Genomic DNA, 18839 nt, shown 5'->3' with positions numbered 1-18839 from the left:
TTGAGGAACAACTACCTTAAATTATCTGTACCGGTACGCCTTACTTTTCTGATAATACTGGTATTTTCGATGGATTCTGTGGCTCAGGAAACGCCGCAGGATACCACCGCAACTGGTTATGTGCTGGGGGATATAAGCCTTCCCGATCCTGAAAGTATCATCTCTAAATACGAATACGACCCCATTCTTGACCGTTATTTCTATAAGGAAAGCCTGGGAGATATCAACCTTGGTCTTCCCCTGGTACTTACTCCTGAAGAATTTGAAGATCTGGTGCTTGCCGAGGAAATGCGTGATTATTTTAAGCTGAAGAATGACGCTCTTACAGGTAGAAAGGAAGGCTCAGAAGATATTCAAAGAGATCTTTTACCGGATTTCTATGTGAACAATAATTTCTTTGAGACCATTTTTGGCGGTAGCGAAATTAATATTGTCCCTCAGGGTTCAGTAGAAATGGACCTTGGTTTGCTGTTCACTAAACAGGATAATCCGGCATTTTCACCAAGAAATCGGCGGAATCTTTCCTTTGATTTTGATCAGCGTATAAGTCTGAGTTTGCTTGGTCAGATAGGTGAGCGACTACAGATCACTGCCAATTACGATACCGAGTCGACCTTTGATTTTCAGAATCAGTTGAAACTGGAATACACTCCCAATGAAGATGATATCGTCCAGAAGATTGAGGTTGGTAATGTGAACATGCCTCTTAATAATGCGTTGATCCAGGGCGCTCAAAGCCTTTTTGGGTTCAAGACAGAACTTCAATTCGGGAAAACGCGAATCACAGGGGTCTTTTCAGAACAGAAGTCAGAGAGAAGAACCGTGAATGTTGAAGGAGGGGCAACAGTGGAGGAATTTGAGAAATTTGCGCTGGATTACGATCAGGACAGGCACTTCTTTCTCGCTCATTATTTCCGTGATAGTTATGATGATGCATTAAGGAATTACCCTTTTATTAACTCCAATATTCAGATAAAAAGGATCCAGGTCTGGATCACCAACAGGACCAATAATATTCAGAACCTTGCCGACACCAGGAATATTGTGGCCGTCCAGGATCTTGGTGAAACGAATGTTCCTGGGAATATTGGTCTGGACAATCCACCGGGAGGATTCTTTAACCAGCCGGCAGGAGCTTTTCCCGATAACCGGAATAACGATTTTAATCCTTTCGGTATTACCGGTCCCCAGGAATCTATACTTACTCCCGCCATTCGTGATATTGCAACGGTTGAAAGTGGTTTTGGCGGAGTGACGGTTTCCGAAGGCACAGATTATGCTAAACTTGAGAACGCGAGGCAGCTTAAGCCAAATGAATATACAGTAAACACCCAGTTAGGTTATATTTCGCTTAACCAGAGGTTAAGCAATGATGAGGTCCTTGCGGTCGCCTTTCAGTATACTATCAACGGGGAAGTTTATCAGGTGGGTGAATTTGCGAACGATGGGGTGAATTCAACTGTCAATGATCCCGACCAGACACCGGACACGGGTTCCAATCCTCGAGCAAATCAGAATCTGGTGGTGAAATTACTGAAGAGTACCATCACTAATGTAAATGAGCCTATTTGGGACCTGATGATGAAGAATATCTATAGTCTTGGTGCCTATCAGCTGGAGCGGGAAGATTTCAGGATGAATATACTTTATACTGATCCGCAGCCACTTAATTATATAAAACCTGCTGAAGGAACCACTTTGCCGCCAGATGTGGCTGAGACACCCTTGCTTCGGGTTTTCAGGCTGGATCAATTAAATACTAATAATGACCCCATAAACGGTGGAGATGGTTTCTTTGATTATGTGCCTCAGATCACGATTGATCCGCAGAATGGAAATATCATTTTTACCACAGTCGAACCTTTCGGAAGGCATCTCTTCGATAAACTTGATGAAACACCTAATACAGGCACTGAAGATTACACCATCCCAGAAACCTGGAATGAGAATCAGCAGAAATATGTATTCAGGGCAATGTACCGTACTACGAAAACCCAGGCAGAGCAGGAAGAAGCAGATAAGAATAAGTTCCAGCTAAAAGGACGCTATAAGTCGGCTGAGGTGGAAGGCATTCCCATTGGTTTCAATTTACCCCCGGGTTCAGTTACCGTGACAGCCGGTGGAAGGATCCTGCAGGAAGGAGTGGATTATGTGGTGAATTATGAACTGGGAAGGGTGCAGATCCTGGATGAAGCTTTGCTGGCTTCAGATATTCCCATCCAGGTGAATACCGAGAACAATGCTTTGTTCGGACAGCAGACAAAGCGCTTTACAGGGATAAATGTGGAACATAAGTTCAATGAGAACTTCTTGATTGGAGGTACTTTTGTCAATCTGAAAGAACGCCCTCTAACGCAAAAGGCTAATTATAGTTATGAGCCAATAAATAATACAATTCTTGGGCTTAATTTGAATTACAGTACCGAGGTTCCTTTCCTTACCAGGATGGTAAATAAATTGCCAAATATTGATACTGATGTAAAATCGAATGTTTCGGTTCGTGGGGAATTTGCCTATTTGGTGCCTGGTGCGCCTGCTACCAACGATTTTGATGGCAAGGCAACGACTTATATAGACGATTTTGAGGCTTCCCAGACCTCGATAGATATAAACAATCCTTTAAGCTGGGAACTTTCCAGTGTGCCTATTGGTTTTGGAGGAGAGCTTCCAAACGGAGATCTGAATGTTGGATATAAAAGGGCAAAAATGTCATGGTACACTATTGATCCTATTTTCTATAGTAACAGGAGGCCTTCTGGGATCAGTGATTCTGATATTTCAAGCTATGCCGCGAGGCGGGTGGCACTCAACGAGATCTTCCCGAATACGGATGTGGTGCAGGGGCAGCCGCAGGTAGTTTATACCATGGATGTGGCCTATAATCCGGAAGAGCGAGGTCCTTTCAATTATAACCCGGCAGCTGCGGGAAGCAATAGTCTTCCAAATCCCGCAAATAATTTTGGAGGGATCATGCGATCCATCAATACCACCAACTTTGAACAGTCGAATGTTGAATACATACAGTTCTGGGTGATGGATCCTTATATCTATTCCGAAAACTCCGGAAGCCAGGGAGGAAATATTCATTTTAACCTTGGTAATATTTCCGAAGATGTCCTGAAAGATGGACGAAAACAATATGAGAATGGATTGCCTGAAGGGGAGGGAGAAGCTAATATCATTAATACTTCGTTTGGAAATGTTCCTGCTGACCAGTCTTTAGTCTATGCTTTTGATACCGAAGGGGACGCGAGAACTCAGCAGGATGCGGGTTATGATGGAATTCTTGATGCTGAGGAGGCTATACGTTTTTCCGATTTTGCTAATCTTCCCGACCCGTCTGCAGATAACTATGAGTATTTCCTGAATACTGAGGGAAATATACTTGAGCGTTATAGGAATTATAATGGTACCCAGGGGAACTCACCTACCCAGGTGACCGATACCAACCGCGGGAATACCACCCTTCCGACTACTGAAGATATCAACCGGGATAATACGATGAATACCATCAATAGTTATTTTGAATATGAGGTGCCTTTCTTCCCCGGAATGAACATTGACAACAATCAGTACATAACTGATGTAAAAGAGATTACCACCACTTTAAGAAATGGCCAGGAGCTACCTGTGAGATGGCTTCAGTTCAAGGTGCCAATCTTTGAACCTACAGAGGCGATAGGGGGAATTGCCGATTTCAGGTCCATTCGTTTTATCAGGATGTACCTTTCCGATTTTCAGGATCCTACGCTGTTGAGATTTGGAACCATGGATCTGGTTAGAGGAGATTATAGAAGATATACTCAAAGCCTTTTTGAAGACGAGGGGCGTCCCAGTAACCCCAACACGCTTTTTGAGGTGAATGCCGTTAATATTGAGGAAAATGAGAACCGTCAGCCTGTTCCTTATGTGCTTCCTCCGGGAGTGGTAAGAGAAGAGCTTTATGAGAACAATACCAATATAAGGCAGAACGAACAGTCGCTTTCTTTAAGGACCTGTGGGCTGGAGCCTCAGGATGCACGTGCTGTTTACAAGAATTTTCAGGTAGACATGCGACAGTATGTGAATCTGGAGATGTTCCTTCATGCGGAATCCCTGGTGAACAGGCAGCCTCTAAAGGACGGGCAGCTGGTAGCCTTCATTAGAATGGGAACCGATTTCAGCGATAACTTTTATCAGATAGAAATCCCGTTATCCCCAACCTTATTCGGAGCTTCCACTCCTGAAGAGATATGGCCTGAGGTGAACCGATTGAACCTGCAGCTGGATCTTCTTCAACAGATCAAAACAGCGGTACTGGGAGATCCTTCTTTAAATTCTACAGAACTCAATTTCTTTACTGAGGAACTTCAGCAGATAGATGCCGAAGCGCCTTATGATATGGGGAGATTAAGACTTGGGGTAAAAGGAAATCCGAGTTTTGGGAATATAAGACTTCTAATGCTTGGTGTGAAAAATGGAACCAGGGTGGATGGTGTTACCGATCTTTGCGGGGAAGTCTGGTTTAATGAATTAAGGCTTTCCGATCTTAAGAATGAAGGTGGCTGGGCAGGAGTTGTAAGTATGGATAGTAACCTTGCCGATTTTGCCAATATTTCGGCAACCGGTAGGAGAAGTACCGTAGGCTTCGGAAGCATAGAGCAGGGGCCAAACCAGCGAAGCAGGGAAGACCTGCAGCAATATGATATGGTCACCAATGTGAATATGGGGCAACTGCTTCCAAGGAAATGGGGAGTCAAAATCCCGGTGAACTATAGCAGGGGTGAAGAGCTTATTACTCCAAAATATGACCAGGAGTTTCTGGATGTGGAACTGGATACCAGGCTGGAGAATATTGTGGATGCTGATGAGAGAGAGGCTGTGAAGAAACAATCTCAATCCTATACCAAAAGGGAAAGCATAAATGTGATAGGTTTACGTAAGGAACGGGTTGGAGAGAAAAAGCCGATGCCTTATGATGTGGAAAATTTTACTTTTTCAACTTCATATAACCAGATAAACCATCGTGATTTCGAAGTGGAGCAGAGTCTGGATCAGAGCATTCGGGTAGGCGGGACCTATGAGTTCAATTTTCCGGAAAAATCTGTTGAGCCACTTAAAAAGATCACCGTTCTGGATAGCAGTGATTATTTTGCATTATTGAGGGATTTCAATTTTAATTATCTGCCATCCAATATCAATGCGAGCTCAAATATATTCAGACAGTACAATCAGCAAAAGTTCAGATCGCTTGAGCTGAGTGAAAATGATATTGGAATACCTACTTTATACCAGAGGAATTATTTGTTTGACTGGCAGTATGGTGTTAATTATAACCTGACAAAATCTTTGAGCTTTGCATTTAATGCCAGTAATAACCGGATAATTCGTAACTATATTGATGAAGAAGGTTTTGCAGATAACAGCATAGGTCTGTGGGATGATTTCTTGAACATAGGTGAGCCTAATCTGCATTACCAGACCCTGCAGGTGAATTATCAGGTGCCTTTTGATAAGGTTCCCGTATTACGATTCATCAGGGCAACTTATTCCTACACCGGTGATTTCCAGTGGCAAAGAGGTTCACAGATTTTCGATCAGCTGGAAGGTATTCCTGATCTCGGGAATAGTGTCCAGAACTCAAACACCCATCAGATAAATGCAAATCTTAATATGCAGGATCTGTATAATTATGTTGGACTGGTGGAAAAGAAACCGCAGAGTGCGGCAAAGAGTATCCGGGAAAGAAGCCGTGGTGTGCCGACTCTTGGTCCTCCGGATGAAGAGAATGAACAGCAGCAGGAAAATGAACCCCGCCAAAAAACGAATAAAGGCTATAACACCTTTGTGAATATAGTTACAGGGATTAAAAGTTTACAGGTAAATTACCGCAATAGCCGGGGGATATTTCTGCCGGGCTATACTGAAAGTATTGGTTTCATGGGGACATTTAGGCCTACGACAGCCTTTACTTTCGGGTTCCAGGATGAGATCAGATATATGGCGGCCGAAAGAGGATGGCTAACCCTTTACCAGAATTTTAACCAGCAATACAGTGCTGTGGAAAACGAGCAACTGGATGCCCAGGCCACTCTGGATTTTCTGCCAGATCTCACTATTGAGCTTAGCGGTAGAAAGAATTATTCAGAGAACTATTCAGAAAACTATAAGGTTGATCCCGTTTCCCTGGAGTATCAGCCTTTAACACCATATACTTATGGGAACTTCAATATTTCCACTATTCTTATAAAAACGGCATTCAGTCAATCAACCGAGACCAGTTCGGAAACCTTCCAGACCTTCAGGGAGAACAGGCTGGAGATCGCCCGAAGGCTGGCTGCTGAACTGGGACTGGACCCGAACGATGTTGATGAAGACGGCTATCCTCGAGGTATAGGAAGATCGAATCAGGCTGTATTGCTTCCGGCATTTATTTCGGCTTATTCCGGGAAAGATGCGGGTAAAGTTAAACTTGGGCCTTTTAGAGATACACCCTTGCCAAACTGGACTCTTAAATATACAGGTCTAATGAGATTTGAGTGGTTCAGGGATAAATTCCGCAGATTCTCGATAAATCATGGATACAGATCAGATTATACACTGAACCAGTTCCAGACGAATCTGGATTACGATCCTGAGAATCCCGAGGAGTTGAATCAGGCCGGTGACTTTAAAAACCCCATTCTTTATTCTAATGTAGTACTCACTGAACTTTTTACCCCCCTTGCTCGTATAGATTTTGAGACGAAGGGTAATATTCAGGTACTTGCACAGATGGAAAAAGACCGTTCCTTAGCCTTTAGTTTTGATAATAACCTGCTAACGGAATATAGTGGTAATGAATATACTGTAGGTCTTGGGTACCGGCTTAAGGACCTAAAGATCTCCACAGGCCTTGGAGGCAGGAATCGAATTCTAAGCAGTGATCTTAATTTTAAGGCAGATGTCTCATATAGAAAGAACCGTACGATAGTACGTTACCTGGACCTGGAAAACAATCAAACCATTTCAGGACAGGATATCTGGGCAATTAACTTCACGGCTGATTATGGTCTTACCAGGAATCTTACTGCAAGGTTCTATTACGATCATAGCTTTTCAGAATATGCGGTTTCAACGGCATTTCCTCAAACTACTATAAGATCTGGAATCACTTTGATATATAATTTCGGAAATTAACGAAGGCTTATTTGAACAATTCCGCTAAAAAACTAACTTTGCGGTCTTATAATACTAAACTATGAACATTCCACAAGAATTAAAGTACACAAAAGACCACGAGTGGGTTAAGATAGAAGGTGATACCGCAACCATAGGAGTTACAGATTTTGCCCAGGGAGAGCTTGGGGATATCGTATATGTTGAGGTAGAGACCCTGGACGAGACTCTGGAAAGAGAAGAAGTTTTTGGAACTGTGGAAGCGGTGAAGACCGTTTCTGATCTTTTCATGCCCGTTTCAGGTGAGATCATTGAATTTAATGACAGTCTTGAGGATGAGCCTGAGAAAGTAAATGCTGATCCCTACGGTGAAGGCTGGATGATAAAAGTGAAGCTTTCAGATGCCTCTGAAATAGAAGATCTTTTGTCTGCTGAAGAATATAAAGAAATAATTGGTAGCTAGAATACTTTTATTTACTGCACTGATCTATACCGGTGCCATTACCTATTTTTCCTTGATAGTGATGGACTTTAAGATTAGTATGGCGGGATTTGATCCCACAGACAAAATGCTCCATGCCGGAGCATATTTGTTTTTGGCCTTTTTGTGGAATCTGTTTTTTGTTTTTAAAAACTCCAGTTTTAAGCGCTATACTTCCAATCTGCTATGGGTGGCATTCGCCTGTTTTATCTTTGGTATGTTGATAGAGGTTTTGCAGGGAACCCTTACCAGTTACAGAACTCCCGATTGGTGGGATATCCTGGCCAACTCTACGGGTGTTATTCTTGCTGTTTTATTTTTTCTGGTCATGGCACCAACAGTAAAAAGCCTGAAACAGAAAATTGACTAATCTTTATTATTAAATAAGCCATTGATAATTTTTCATTACCATTGCAATATTTGTGCGTGAATTGTAGCTAAAGAAGATAGAGTTCCCTAACTGGAAAGATCTGGATGACCTGGCGGAGTCTTAATGAATAAAGGAGTTTAGGGATATTGGAGACAGCCGGTAAATGTTCCTTCCGAATTCGTTGAGGATCCTTGAGCACGGTTGTATACTGCTGGTATGCGAAGAGTTCAACACGGTTTAGTTCGAGATGGGTCTCACTGGTACGAATCTTGAGGTGATTATGTATAAAGTCAACAGAAAGGTGAGGTTGAACAGATCAAAAGCTCGTCTCCAGCCCCGAACTGGAAAAAGACTGAACGCGTAATAAGAAGGTTGCCCAAAAGTGCAGACTGGAAAACAAAGAGGAAAAACAGTTCCTGCTTCTTTTATAATCCCTTTAAAATTCAAAGTTCAGGACTGAGAATGACGACTTTATAAAAATACTGAGTTTTTAATCGCTTATTATCTCAGATAAATTTAATTTTTTGGAAAAAATCTTTATTTTAGCAACCCTTAACAATATAACGCATTATGGAACCGAAGAAAAATCCTAAAGCTGACTTAACAAGGAACAGAGTGCTTTACTTGCAGCTTGGTCTTGTCATCGTTCTATTTCTAACTTGGCAGGCAATTGAGTGGAAGACTTATGATCCTGAACAGATAGATATAGGGCAAGTAAATATGGACGCTCTTGATGAGGAAGATGTCCCGATTACTGAAATGCAGAACACTCCACCACCGCCACCACCGCCGCCACCGGCACCAGAGGTGATTGAGGTTGTGGAAGATGAAGAAGAGGTAGAGGAAGACGAAATTCAGTCTACTGAAACCAATCTCGATGAGATCGTGGAAGTTGAAGAAGTTGTTGAGGCTCCAGTAGAGGAAGAGGTAGAAGATGTTCCATTTGCGGTTATTGAGGATGTGCCAATCTTCCCGGGTTGTGAGAACCTAAGGAATAATGATGAGCGTAAGAAATGTATGAGTGAGAAGATTAGTAGCTTCGTTAATAAGGAATTTGATACTGATCTTGGTGCTGAACTTGGATTAACTGGTATTAACCGTGTTATAGTACAGTTTAGAATTGACGAGAAAGGAAATATTGGTCAGGTAAGAGCGCGTGCTCCGCACCCAAGACTTGAGCAGGAAGCTGCGAGAGTAATCAACAGTTTGCCTAAAATGAAACCTGGTAAGCAGCGTGGTAAACCGGTAGGGGTTATGTACTCACTTCCAATTGCCTTTAAGGTTCAGGACTAATTTTACATAAAAAGATATTTTAAATCCCGGCATTCGCCGGGATTTTTTATTTTATGTAAATTGCCTTTAGGAAAAAATGTATATTACAACCGTAAAACAATAGGCCCCCTAAGCGTATGAAGTATATTTTACTTCTTCCTTTTATATTTTTAAGTTTCCAACTAACCGCTCAGGATACAAGCCTGTCTTCTGAAGTTTATCCTGAATTTGAAGAGTGTGAAAATGTTGATTATAACGATCAGGCAGCCTGCTTTAATAGAAACCTTGTTAGTTTTATCACCGAAAGTTTTCAATTGCCTGAAGTGGTTAAATCTGAAAATTACAAAGGTCTTCTAACCATTATTTTTGAGGTCGATGAAGAGGGTAGGTTCCAGATCATATATATGGATGCAGCCTACGATGAGCTTAAGGATGAAATAAGAAGGGTTTTTGAGGAGCTTCCGGTTCTTAAACCGGCGACTTATAATGGGCGGCCAATTCATATGCAGTTTAAACTGCCCTTGAGAATTCCGCTGAACAGTAATGTTGTCGTTCAGGAGATTGATGAAGAAGATGAGATCGAATTAAAGACCGAAGTGGAGCAGGCGGAGAGTCTTACCGATAATCCGCTTACGGAATATGAAAATATAAAATCCGGTGAGTTTACAAGTCCGGAATATACCAGCCAGATAAATATTCCTCTTTCACATGAATTCTATAGCAGGTTCGATGCTGATTTCAACAGGATAGGGACTAATACACATTCAGCTTCAAAGCCCCTTATGTTTAATGAGGTGAACAGGTATTATGATTTTGAAGCCCACCGTGATGCTTTGTTGCAAAACAGGTCTACCTGGGCAGGAAGAAAGCTTTGGAATGAACATCTGGTGAGATTTCAAACCGATGATTACTGGTTTACTTTAGATCCCGGTTTCGACCTTCAGATAGGAAAGGATTTTGAACAAACATCTCATGATTTCACCTATAATAATGGGCGGGAGTTTATTGTTCAGGGTGGTCTTGGAAAAAAATTCAATTTCTATTCAGTAATTTATGAGAGTCAGGGGAGATTTGCAGAATATTATAACAGGTATGCCGAATCAATAAGACCCGCTGGCGGAGATCCTGCAATAGTGCCGGGACGCGGAATTGCCAAGACATTTATGGATGAAGGCTATGATTATCCCGTCGCAGAAGGTTATTTGTCTTTTACTCCTGCAGAATTTATCAATATTCAATTTGGTCATGGAAATAATTTTATTGGGGATGGGTATAGGTCTTTGCTTTTAAGTGATAATCCTTCTCCATATCCTTATCTTAAATTGAACACCAGTTTCTGGAAAATAAAATATACCAATACCTGGATGTCGCTAAGAGATGTAAGGCCTGCCGTAGTAAATAGCGGATCTTTCAGGACAAAATATATTGCGAATCATTATCTCAGCTGGAATGTGACCAAACGCCTGAACCTTGGGTTTTTTGAGTCGGTAATGTGGGAGAATGATAATGATCGAGGATTCGATCTTAATTATCTGAATCCTGTGATTTTTTACCGGGCTATCGAATTTGCTACCGGAGCAGATGGGGGAAATGCAATCATAGGGCTTACCGGGAAATACAAGTTTTCTGACAGGGCGTATACTTATGGCCAGTGGCTTATTGATGAATTCTCTTCAGGTGACGTTTTTGGGGGTGAAGGCAGCTGGAAGAATAAACTTGGTTTTCAGCTGGGTCTGAAATATTTCGATGCCTTTAATGTTGAAAATCTCTATTTGCAGGTGGAATATAACCAGGTGAGGCCTTATACCTTTTCCCATAATTCTATCACCCTTAATTACGGGCATAACAACCAGTCTATGGCTCATCTTTGGGGAGCTAATTTCAGGGAGTTTATCGGGATTGCGAGATATAAACGCGATCGCTGGTATGGTAGCACAAAAATTATATATGGAAAGCGTGGTTTTGATTTCACTGATTTCGGTTCAAAATCAAATTATGGTCAAAATATCTATAGAACTGAGGAAGACCGGCCTATGGAAACCGGAGTGGAGATTGGTCAGGGAAATACCACCAACTCGTTTTATACTGAACTTGAGGCAGGTTATATCGTGAATCCAACCACGAATCTGAAACTTTTTGCCAGCTTCATATACCGCGATTTCAATCCTCAAACAAATACGCCTGCCAATTTTGAGAATTCAACAGCCTGGATAAATTTTGGTCTGCGAACAGATATCTTTAACTGGTATTTCGATTATTAGTCATTTTTATTACTGAAAATTAACACATTGCCTTTCTTGTTAAAACCCAATTAAGGAGTATCTTTGCGCCAGTTAAAAAAAGCCTTTTTGAGCAACACTCGCGTACATAGTTCAAACGCTTCAATCCTGTCAGATTTTAAGGAAATAACCAAGATGAGACTCGCTATTAGTGTGGTCTTTTCATCGGTAGCAGGCTACTTTTTAGGTGCCGATAATATCGATTTCGTGGTAGTGACCCTGCTGGCGATTGGGGGTTACCTCATGGTAGGGGCTTCTAATGCGTACAACCAGATTATTGAACGTAACCTGGATGCACTGATGGATCGTACCAAAAACCGACCCCTGCCTGCGGGAAGAATGTCGGTTCCTGTGGCATTTAGTATTGCAAGTATTTTTACGGTCCTGGGTCTGGTGGTCTTATATATCATTAATCCCAAGACAGCGATGTTTGGTGCGATAAGCATCTTTCTGTATGTAAGCATCTATACGCCTCTTAAGACAAAGACTCCGCTGTCCGTTTTCGTTGGTGCCTTTCCGGGAGCGATACCATTCATGCTGGGCTGGGTTGCGGCTACCGGAAAGTTCAGTATTGAACCGGGTACGCTTTTCATGATACAGTTCTTCTGGCAATTTCCCCATTTTTGGGCAATTGGCTGGTGGTTATTTGATGATTACAAAAAGGGCGGCTTCTTTATGTTGCCAACAGGCAAGCGGGATCGCGGAACGGCAATACAGATAATTCTTTATACTTGCTGGACGATACTGGTTTCCTTAATCCCTGTTTTCGGGGTGACGGGAAAACTTTTTTTAACTCCTGTCTCGGGAGTGATCATATTTATTCTGGGGCTGGGAATGCTTTATTACGCGATAAGATTATTTCAGCAAAAAACGGCTGAAGCCGCAAAAAAACTGATGTTTGCCAGTGTTTCTTACATAACACTGCTTCAAATTGTATATGTACTGGATAAATTTATTAGACAATGGATTTAACACAAGGATCTAACGAAAAGAAACATGGCCGGGCAAAAAAGATGATGCTCTGGTTTGGAATTATTAGTATGGCGATGACCTTTGCCGGACTTACCAGTGCCTATGTGGTAAGTAAGAACAGGCCGGACTGGCTTACCGATTTCGAACTTCCATTATCATTTTTATGGAGTACACTTGTTATTATAGCTAGTAGTGGTACTCTGGTTTTGGCCAAGCAAAGCATTAAAGCCGGAAACAGAAGAAATGCCACTGCATTTTTGATAGGTACCCTGATCCTGGCGATCCTGTTTGTGGTATTCCAGTTTTATAGCTTTTCAGAGATCATTCAGCAGGGTTACTATTTTACCGGAAGTGAAAGTAGCATTACCACTTCATTTATTTATGTGCTCGTACTGGCCCACCTGGCTCACCTTGCAATAGGAATAATAGTGCTTTTGGTTTTAATTTATAACCATTTTAAACAACGCTACGAGCAAGGTCAAATGCTTGGATTTGAGCTTGGTGCAACTTTCTGGCACTTCGTGGAAATCCTGTGGCTATACCTGATTTTCTTTTTATATTTCTTTAGATAATAAAATTGCGTATTTTTGCGCATCCTTTAACATTAAAATACTTCTATGGAGGCTACTGTTGTTAGAACAGGCACAGAAGGAAAAACCTGGGGTGGTGGAAATGAACCACTAAAAGCAAGTTACGGAAAGATGATGATGTGGTTCTTCATCCTTTCAGATGCTTTAACCTTTTCAGGATTCCTTGCCGCTTATGGTTTTTCAAGATTCAAATTTATTGACTCCTGGCCAATTGCCGATGAGGTTTTTACCCACTTTCCATTTTTACATGGGGTAGAAGCGCCAATGTACTATGTGGCGTTAATGACCTTTATCCTGATATTCTCTTCTGTAACAATGGTGTTGGCGGTAGACGCCGGTCACCATATGAAGAAGGGGAAAGTTACATTTTATATGTTCCTTACAATTCTGGGGGGGCTTATTTTCGTTGGCTCTCAGGCTTGGGAATGGAGTACCTTTATTAAAGGAGATTATGGAGCAGTAACAACCAAAGGCGGTAATATACTTCAGTTTGTAAATACTGAAGGAGAAAGAGTAGGCCTTGCAGAAATAGCTGTTCCGGTGGAAGGAGAAAGAACCGAACATGAACGTAATAACGGAATCTGGTTTGATGCCGGACAAGATCTGCCATCTTATAGCCTGGCGGAGGTAAAGGCAGGATTCATACAAAAGGAGGATGTACTTATAAGAACACAGGTGCTTACTGAAGATGGGGAGAAGACTGTACTCACACGTGAAGAGTCCCTTGCTGCTCTTAATAATGATGCAATTGGAACAGTAGAAGGTGCCAATCTGGTTGAAAATGAATATGGGCATCCATTATTTGCAGATTTTTTCTTTTTCATTACCGGGTTTCACGGTTTCCACGTATTTTCAGGAGTAATAATAAATATCATCATATTCTTTAATGTGATTATTGGTACCTACGATAGACGTGGAAGTTACGAGATGGTTGAAAAAGTAGGACTGTACTGGCACTTTGTAGACCTTGTTTGGGTATTTGTATTTACATTCTTTTACCTGGTTTAATTCTGAAATAAAAAATTATGGCTCACGATACTACACAACATCAAGATCACGGATCAGCAACAAAAAGGATCTGGACTGTTTTTGCAATACTTTCGGTGGTAACCATAGTCGAAGTAGCACTGGGGATTATTAAACCTGCATTCCTTACTGATACTTACCTTCTGGCGATGAAGTTGCTTAACTGGATATTTATTATTCTTACAATTTACAAGGCATATTATATTGCCTGGGCTTTCATGCACCTTGAACATGAAACGAAAGGGCTTAGAAGAGCAGTAGTATGGACAGGTGTATTTTTGGTTTCTTACCTGATCTTTATCCTGTTAACCGAAGGAAACTATATTTACGAAGTCTATAGGAACGGGCACGTAGCCTGGGATTTCTAACAAAAGTTAAAAGCATTTGAAAAGGCGGTTTTATGAAACCGTCTTTTTATTTTTGTAGCCCTTTGTAAAACAGGATTTTCTTCTATGAAAAAGTTTCTGGTCCTTGGAATTCTCTTTGCTCTTCCCATAACCGCATATTTATTCTTTGCGTCAGGTAAGAATAATTTTGCCAGATTGCCTGTGCTAACAGAGAAGGTGAGCGATATTGAAGATTTTGAAACCAATAATGATAGCCTTGTTAGCTTCAGGGATAAGATCAGTGTTGTGGCTTTCTTTGGTTCAGACCTTGAAAAAATAAAGGGAAATACCTTTAATCTTGATCAGAAGATACTGGAGAAGTATTACAATTTCGATGACTTTCAGTTCGTGATTATCCTGCCCATTTCTGCTAGGGATGAAACCCAGGCTTTTGTGGAAGATTTCAAAATGATAAGTGAATCTTCAGCGTGGAAGATTGCTTATTCTTCCCCCGAAAACGTTCAAAGAGTATTTCAAAGTTTTCAAACTCCCCATCAACTTGACTCTAATAATTACAGCCCGTATGTTTTTATAGTGGATAAGGAGTTGAAACTACGCGGAAGAGATGATGAAAAAGAAGGGAAGCTGTATGGTTATGATTCAGGGAATGTGGCTGAACTTAGTAATAAAATGAACGATGATGTAAAGGTGATACTCGCCGAATATCGCCTCGCACTGAAAAGGAACAAAGATAAATAAGATGAAGAATTATTCTTATATAGGGATTTCGCTGGTTATCCTGGTTTTTGGGATCATATTCATTCCAAAGATCATAGACCGTATTAGTGAAAATGAAGTTGTATCTAACAACAGACTTAATGTGAAAAAGGAAAAGTCAGCAAAGGATTCTGGTGAAGAACTGGCTTATATAGTGCTTGATGGGGAAAAGAAAAAGGCGCCCAGGTTTGAATTTGTTAACCAGGCCGGGGACACCATCTCTAATGAAGATTATAAGGGAAAGGTTTATTTGGTTGAGTTTTTCTTTACCACCTGCCCAACGATCTGCCCGGTGATGAACAGGAACCTGGTGGAGATTCAAAATGAATTTGAAAACAGAAATGATTTTGGCATAGCTTCTTTTACCATAGATCCTACACACGATACACCGAAGGTCCTTGCAAAATATGCTTCAGATCATGGAATAGATCATCCACACTGGAATTTACTCACCGGTGAAAGGGAGAAGATATATCAACTGGCAAATCAGGGTTTTGGTATTTATGCGGGTGAAAGTGAAGAAGCGGCTGGTGGTTTTGCTCACCAGGGAATGTTCGCTTTGATAGATAAGGAAGGATATATCAGGTCCAGAAGGGATCAGTTTGGAAACCCGGTCATCTATTACAGGGGCTCTGTTGAAAGAAATAAAAGTGTGGCTCAGGGTGAGGAAGAACCTCAGATCGATATGTTAATTCAGGATATAAAGAAACTGTTTTGAAAACTACCTTAAGAAATTCAGATCGGGTGGCAATCCCGGTTATTATTGGCCTGTCTGTTGCCGTTCCGGTGATAGTTCTGATTTTAATGCTCTTACCAGAACGTTATAATATTTTTGGTGCCGATGCTATCACCTTTCCATTATTTCATGCAGTACTTAATTTCGCAACAGCAATTCTTCTTATCATAGGTTATTTTTTTATGAGCATTAAGAATTATATCCAGCATAGAAATACCATGATCGCTGCATTTGGTCTGTCGGTTATCTTCCTGGTTAGCTACGTGCTTTCTAAAATAAGCAATGAGCCGGTACCTTATGGTGGGGAAGGCATTCTTAGATATGTATATTTCTTTATTCTTATAACACATATTGTGCTTTCTGCTGTAATTGTTCCCCTGGTACTTTTTACCATGTACAGGGGATTAAGCGGGCAATATGATAAACACGCCAAAGTCGCCAGATGGACTTTTCCTGTATGGCTTTATGTGGCTATAACGGGTGTTCTGGTTTTCTTATTTATGATGCCTTATTATTAGAAATAGCGCGAATGATTTATTAAATTTGAAAGGTTTAATTAGACTGAAGATGAGTGCAAGGAATTTGAAATATTTGAACTTTATTCTGTTGATTTTTTTGCTGGTACCAGGCCTGGCAGAAGCTCAGTGTGCCATGTGCCGGGCTGTTCTTGAAAGTGAGGCAGATCAAAGTGCCGCTAAAGGAATCAATGACGGTATATTATATCTTATGATTTTTCCCTATTTGCTCATTGGAGGGGTAGGTTACTTTATTTATAGATCGAGGCGTAATAAGAGAAAGACTTCCTGAAACTGTTCCACAGGCTAATATTAATCTTCTGGTTGCCTGTTTTTTACTTCCAAAACTGTAACATTTTGTTTTTTCAGTAGTCTTATTAAGTAGGAGACCTGATTTTCCTGTTTAATAACCATCAATCATGATTGAAATATCAAATCTTCACAAATCCTATAGGATGGGTGCAAACAGCTTGCACGTTCTAAAAGGTATCAATTTTAATGTTGCAGAAGGCGAGCTGGTTTCCATTATGGGCTCTTCTGGATCTGGAAAGTCAACCCTGTTGAATATCCTGGGGATGCTCGATGAGGCCGATGAAGGCTCATATGTGCTTGATGGAGTTCCTATAAAGAACCTTAGTGAAAAGCAGGCAGCGAAATATCGAAATAAATTTTTAGGATTCATTTTTCAGTCCTTTAACCTTATCGGTTATAAATCGGCACTGGATAATGTTGCGCTTCCATTGTATTATCAGGGACATTCAAGGTCTGAAAGGATAGATCGCGCCATGAACTACCTTGAAAAGGTTGGGCTGGCTGACTGGGCTGCTCATTTGCCCAATGAGCTTTCAGGAGGGCAGAAACAAAGGGTTGCAATTGCCCGGGCGCTGGCTAGCGACCCAAAAGTACTTCTGGCCGATGAGCCAACCGGAGCACTTGATACTAAAACTTCTTATGAAGTAATGGATCTTATTCAGGAAATCAATGATGAGGGCCGTACCATTTTGGTGGTGACCCATGAACATGATATTGCCCAGATGACCAAGAGGATAGTGCATCTTAAGGATGGGGTGATTATAGAGGATACAAAGGTTTCACAGGTAAGGGCTTTGGAAAATGTTTGATCTGGACAGATGGAATGAGATTTTTGAAACTATACGTAAGAATAAATTACGCACGTTTCTAACGGGGCTCTCGGTAGCTTCGGGAATATTTATCCTGGTTGTACTTCTTGGAATCGGAGAGGGCATGAGGAATGGAATTGCCCGGGAATTCGAACAGGATGCTTCTAACCTGATCTTTGTTTGGCCTGGGGTGACTTCAAAAGAATATAAAGGACTAAATCCCGGAAGACGTATACAAATGAAGAACGAGGATTATAACCGGATTCTTCTTGAGCATAGTGATAAACTGGATAAGACCTCTTCAACATATCAGGTATGGAGTAGTGTAATTTCCTATGGCAAGGAATCTGGAAGCTATAGGATGGATGGAGTTTTCCCGGATTTTCAATACCTGGAGAACATGAGTCTTACTGCCGGAAGGTTCATCAATAATAATGATATACAGAATGTGGAAAAATCCATAGTCATCGGCTATCAGGTTAAGAACGATTTGTTTAAGGAAGTAGATCCTGTTGGTAAATATGTTGAGTTGTCTGGTATCAATTTTAAGGTAGTTGGTGTATTTACTGACCCTGGAGGGGAAAGAGAAGAGGCGAGGGTAGTGATACCAATTACTACAGCGCAAAAGGCTCTTGGAGGGGCAAACAATATTGGAAGGCTGTATCTTACTCTTAAGCCTGAGGATAATTTTGAAGCGGCTGTGGCGGCTTCTACAGCTTTTTCCCAGGACCTGGATGAATTCTTAAAAGAAAGGCATACCATATCCCCGGATGACAACCGCGCGATCAATATCAATAATACTTTAGAGAATGCAAAGAGGTTTTATGGACTTATGGATATGATCCGACTATTCTTCTGGGGAGTTGGGATATGTACTATCATCGCGGGCGTTGTTGGAGTGAGTAATATTATGCTCATAATAGTAAAAGAAAGAACCAGGGAAATTGGTATACGAAAAGCGCTTGGGGCCCAGCCGATGTCCATTGTATGGATGATACTTCATGAATCTATTTTCGTAACAGCGATCGCTGGGTTTATTGGGCTTATTTTTAGTCTGACTCTTTTAGAATTCATAGGCCCTGCAATCGAAACTCAGTTTATATATAATCCCACGGTGAATTTTACCGTAGCACTCAATACCGTTTTTATTCTGGTACTGGCCGGAGCCTTAGCAGGATTTTTTCCGGCATGGAGAGCCGCGAGAATAAAACCAATAATTGCTTTAAGAGACGAATAA

15 protein-coding genes are annotated in these 18839 nt (G+C 41.2%); all 15 read left to right on the top strand.

The window, feature by feature from the left end; all coding sequences use genetic code 11:
- Positions 1 to 69: 69 nt before the first annotated feature.
- The 15 genes from sov to LU635_RS07780 all read left to right on the top strand — a co-directional run bounded on the left by sov (position 70) and on the right by LU635_RS07780 (position 18839).
- Positions 70 to 7158: a T9SS outer membrane translocon Sov/SprA gene (sov, locus tag LU635_RS07850; protein ID WP_240098105.1), complete on the top strand. Its 7089-nt coding sequence runs from the start codon at positions 70 to 72 to the stop codon at positions 7156 to 7158.
- A gap of 61 nt (positions 7159 to 7219) precedes the next feature.
- Positions 7220 to 7600: a glycine cleavage system protein GcvH gene (gcvH, locus tag LU635_RS07845; RefSeq protein ID WP_240097892.1), complete on the top strand. Its 381-nt coding sequence runs from the start codon at positions 7220 to 7222 to the stop codon at positions 7598 to 7600.
- Positions 7590 to 7988: a VanZ family protein gene (locus LU635_RS07840; protein ID WP_240097890.1), complete on the top strand. Its 399-nt coding sequence runs from the start codon at positions 7590 to 7592 to the stop codon at positions 7986 to 7988. Before gcvH ends, LU635_RS07840 begins: the two co-directional genes overlap by 11 nt.
- 570 nt (positions 7989 to 8558) lie before the next feature.
- Positions 8559 to 9281, top strand: coding sequence for an energy transducer TonB (locus LU635_RS07835; RefSeq protein WP_240097888.1), 723 nt, complete (start codon positions 8559 to 8561; stop codon positions 9279 to 9281).
- A 116-nt stretch (positions 9282 to 9397) separates the two neighbouring features.
- The gene (locus tag LU635_RS07830; protein ID WP_240097886.1) at positions 9398 to 11521 is read left to right on the top strand and encodes a gliding motility protein RemB; all 2124 of its coding nucleotides are present in this window, start codon (positions 9398 to 9400) and stop codon (positions 11519 to 11521) included.
- An 87-nt stretch (positions 11522 to 11608) separates the two neighbouring features.
- The gene (gene cyoE, locus LU635_RS07825) at positions 11609 to 12511 is read left to right on the top strand and encodes a heme o synthase (protein ID WP_240097884.1); all 903 of its coding nucleotides are present in this window, start codon (positions 11609 to 11611) and stop codon (positions 12509 to 12511) included.
- Positions 12502 to 13083, top strand: a complete 582-nt coding sequence (locus LU635_RS07820; RefSeq protein WP_240097882.1) for a cytochrome c oxidase subunit 3 — start codon at positions 12502 to 12504, stop codon at positions 13081 to 13083. Before cyoE ends, LU635_RS07820 begins: the two co-directional genes overlap by 10 nt.
- A 45-nt stretch (positions 13084 to 13128) precedes the next feature.
- Entirely contained in the window at positions 13129 to 14109 is a 981-nt protein-coding gene (locus tag LU635_RS07815) for a cytochrome c oxidase subunit 3 (protein ID WP_240097880.1), read from the top strand.
- Positions 14110 to 14126: 17 nt separating this feature from the next.
- Positions 14127 to 14495 carry a cytochrome C oxidase subunit IV family protein gene (locus LU635_RS07810; RefSeq protein ID WP_240097878.1) on the top strand — a complete coding sequence of 123 codons (369 nt, stop codon included), beginning with the start codon at positions 14127 to 14129 and terminating at the stop codon, positions 14493 to 14495.
- A gap of 84 nt (positions 14496 to 14579) precedes the next feature.
- Positions 14580 to 15212: a hypothetical protein gene (locus LU635_RS07805; protein WP_240097876.1), complete on the top strand. Its 633-nt coding sequence runs from the start codon at positions 14580 to 14582 to the stop codon at positions 15210 to 15212.
- 1 nt (position 15213) lies between these two features.
- Complete coding sequence (locus tag LU635_RS07800) at positions 15214 to 15948, top strand: SCO family protein (RefSeq protein ID WP_240097874.1); 735 nt, start codon at positions 15214 to 15216, stop codon at positions 15946 to 15948.
- Complete coding sequence (locus tag LU635_RS07795) at positions 15945 to 16484, top strand: DUF420 domain-containing protein (RefSeq protein ID WP_240097872.1); 540 nt, start codon at positions 15945 to 15947, stop codon at positions 16482 to 16484. The genes LU635_RS07800 and LU635_RS07795 overlap by 4 nt, the downstream gene beginning before the upstream one ends.
- A 49-nt stretch (positions 16485 to 16533) precedes the next feature.
- Positions 16534 to 16773 (top strand): hypothetical protein, encoded by a 240-nt coding sequence (locus LU635_RS07790; RefSeq protein ID WP_240097870.1) that lies wholly within the window; start codon positions 16534 to 16536, stop codon positions 16771 to 16773.
- Between the two features lie 127 nt (positions 16774 to 16900).
- Positions 16901 to 17602 (top strand): ABC transporter ATP-binding protein, encoded by a 702-nt coding sequence (locus LU635_RS07785; RefSeq protein WP_240097868.1) that lies wholly within the window; start codon positions 16901 to 16903, stop codon positions 17600 to 17602.
- Entirely contained in the window at positions 17595 to 18839 is a 1245-nt protein-coding gene (locus tag LU635_RS07780; protein ID WP_240097866.1) for an ABC transporter permease, read from the top strand. The genes LU635_RS07785 and LU635_RS07780 overlap by 8 nt, the downstream gene beginning before the upstream one ends.

Source organism: Christiangramia crocea (genome assembly GCF_022410465.1).
Lineage (GTDB): Bacteria > Bacteroidota > Bacteroidia > Flavobacteriales > Flavobacteriaceae > Christiangramia > Christiangramia crocea.
The sequence above is the reverse complement of the archived record's forward strand: the minus strand, read 5'-3'. Positions and strand labels throughout refer to the sequence as shown.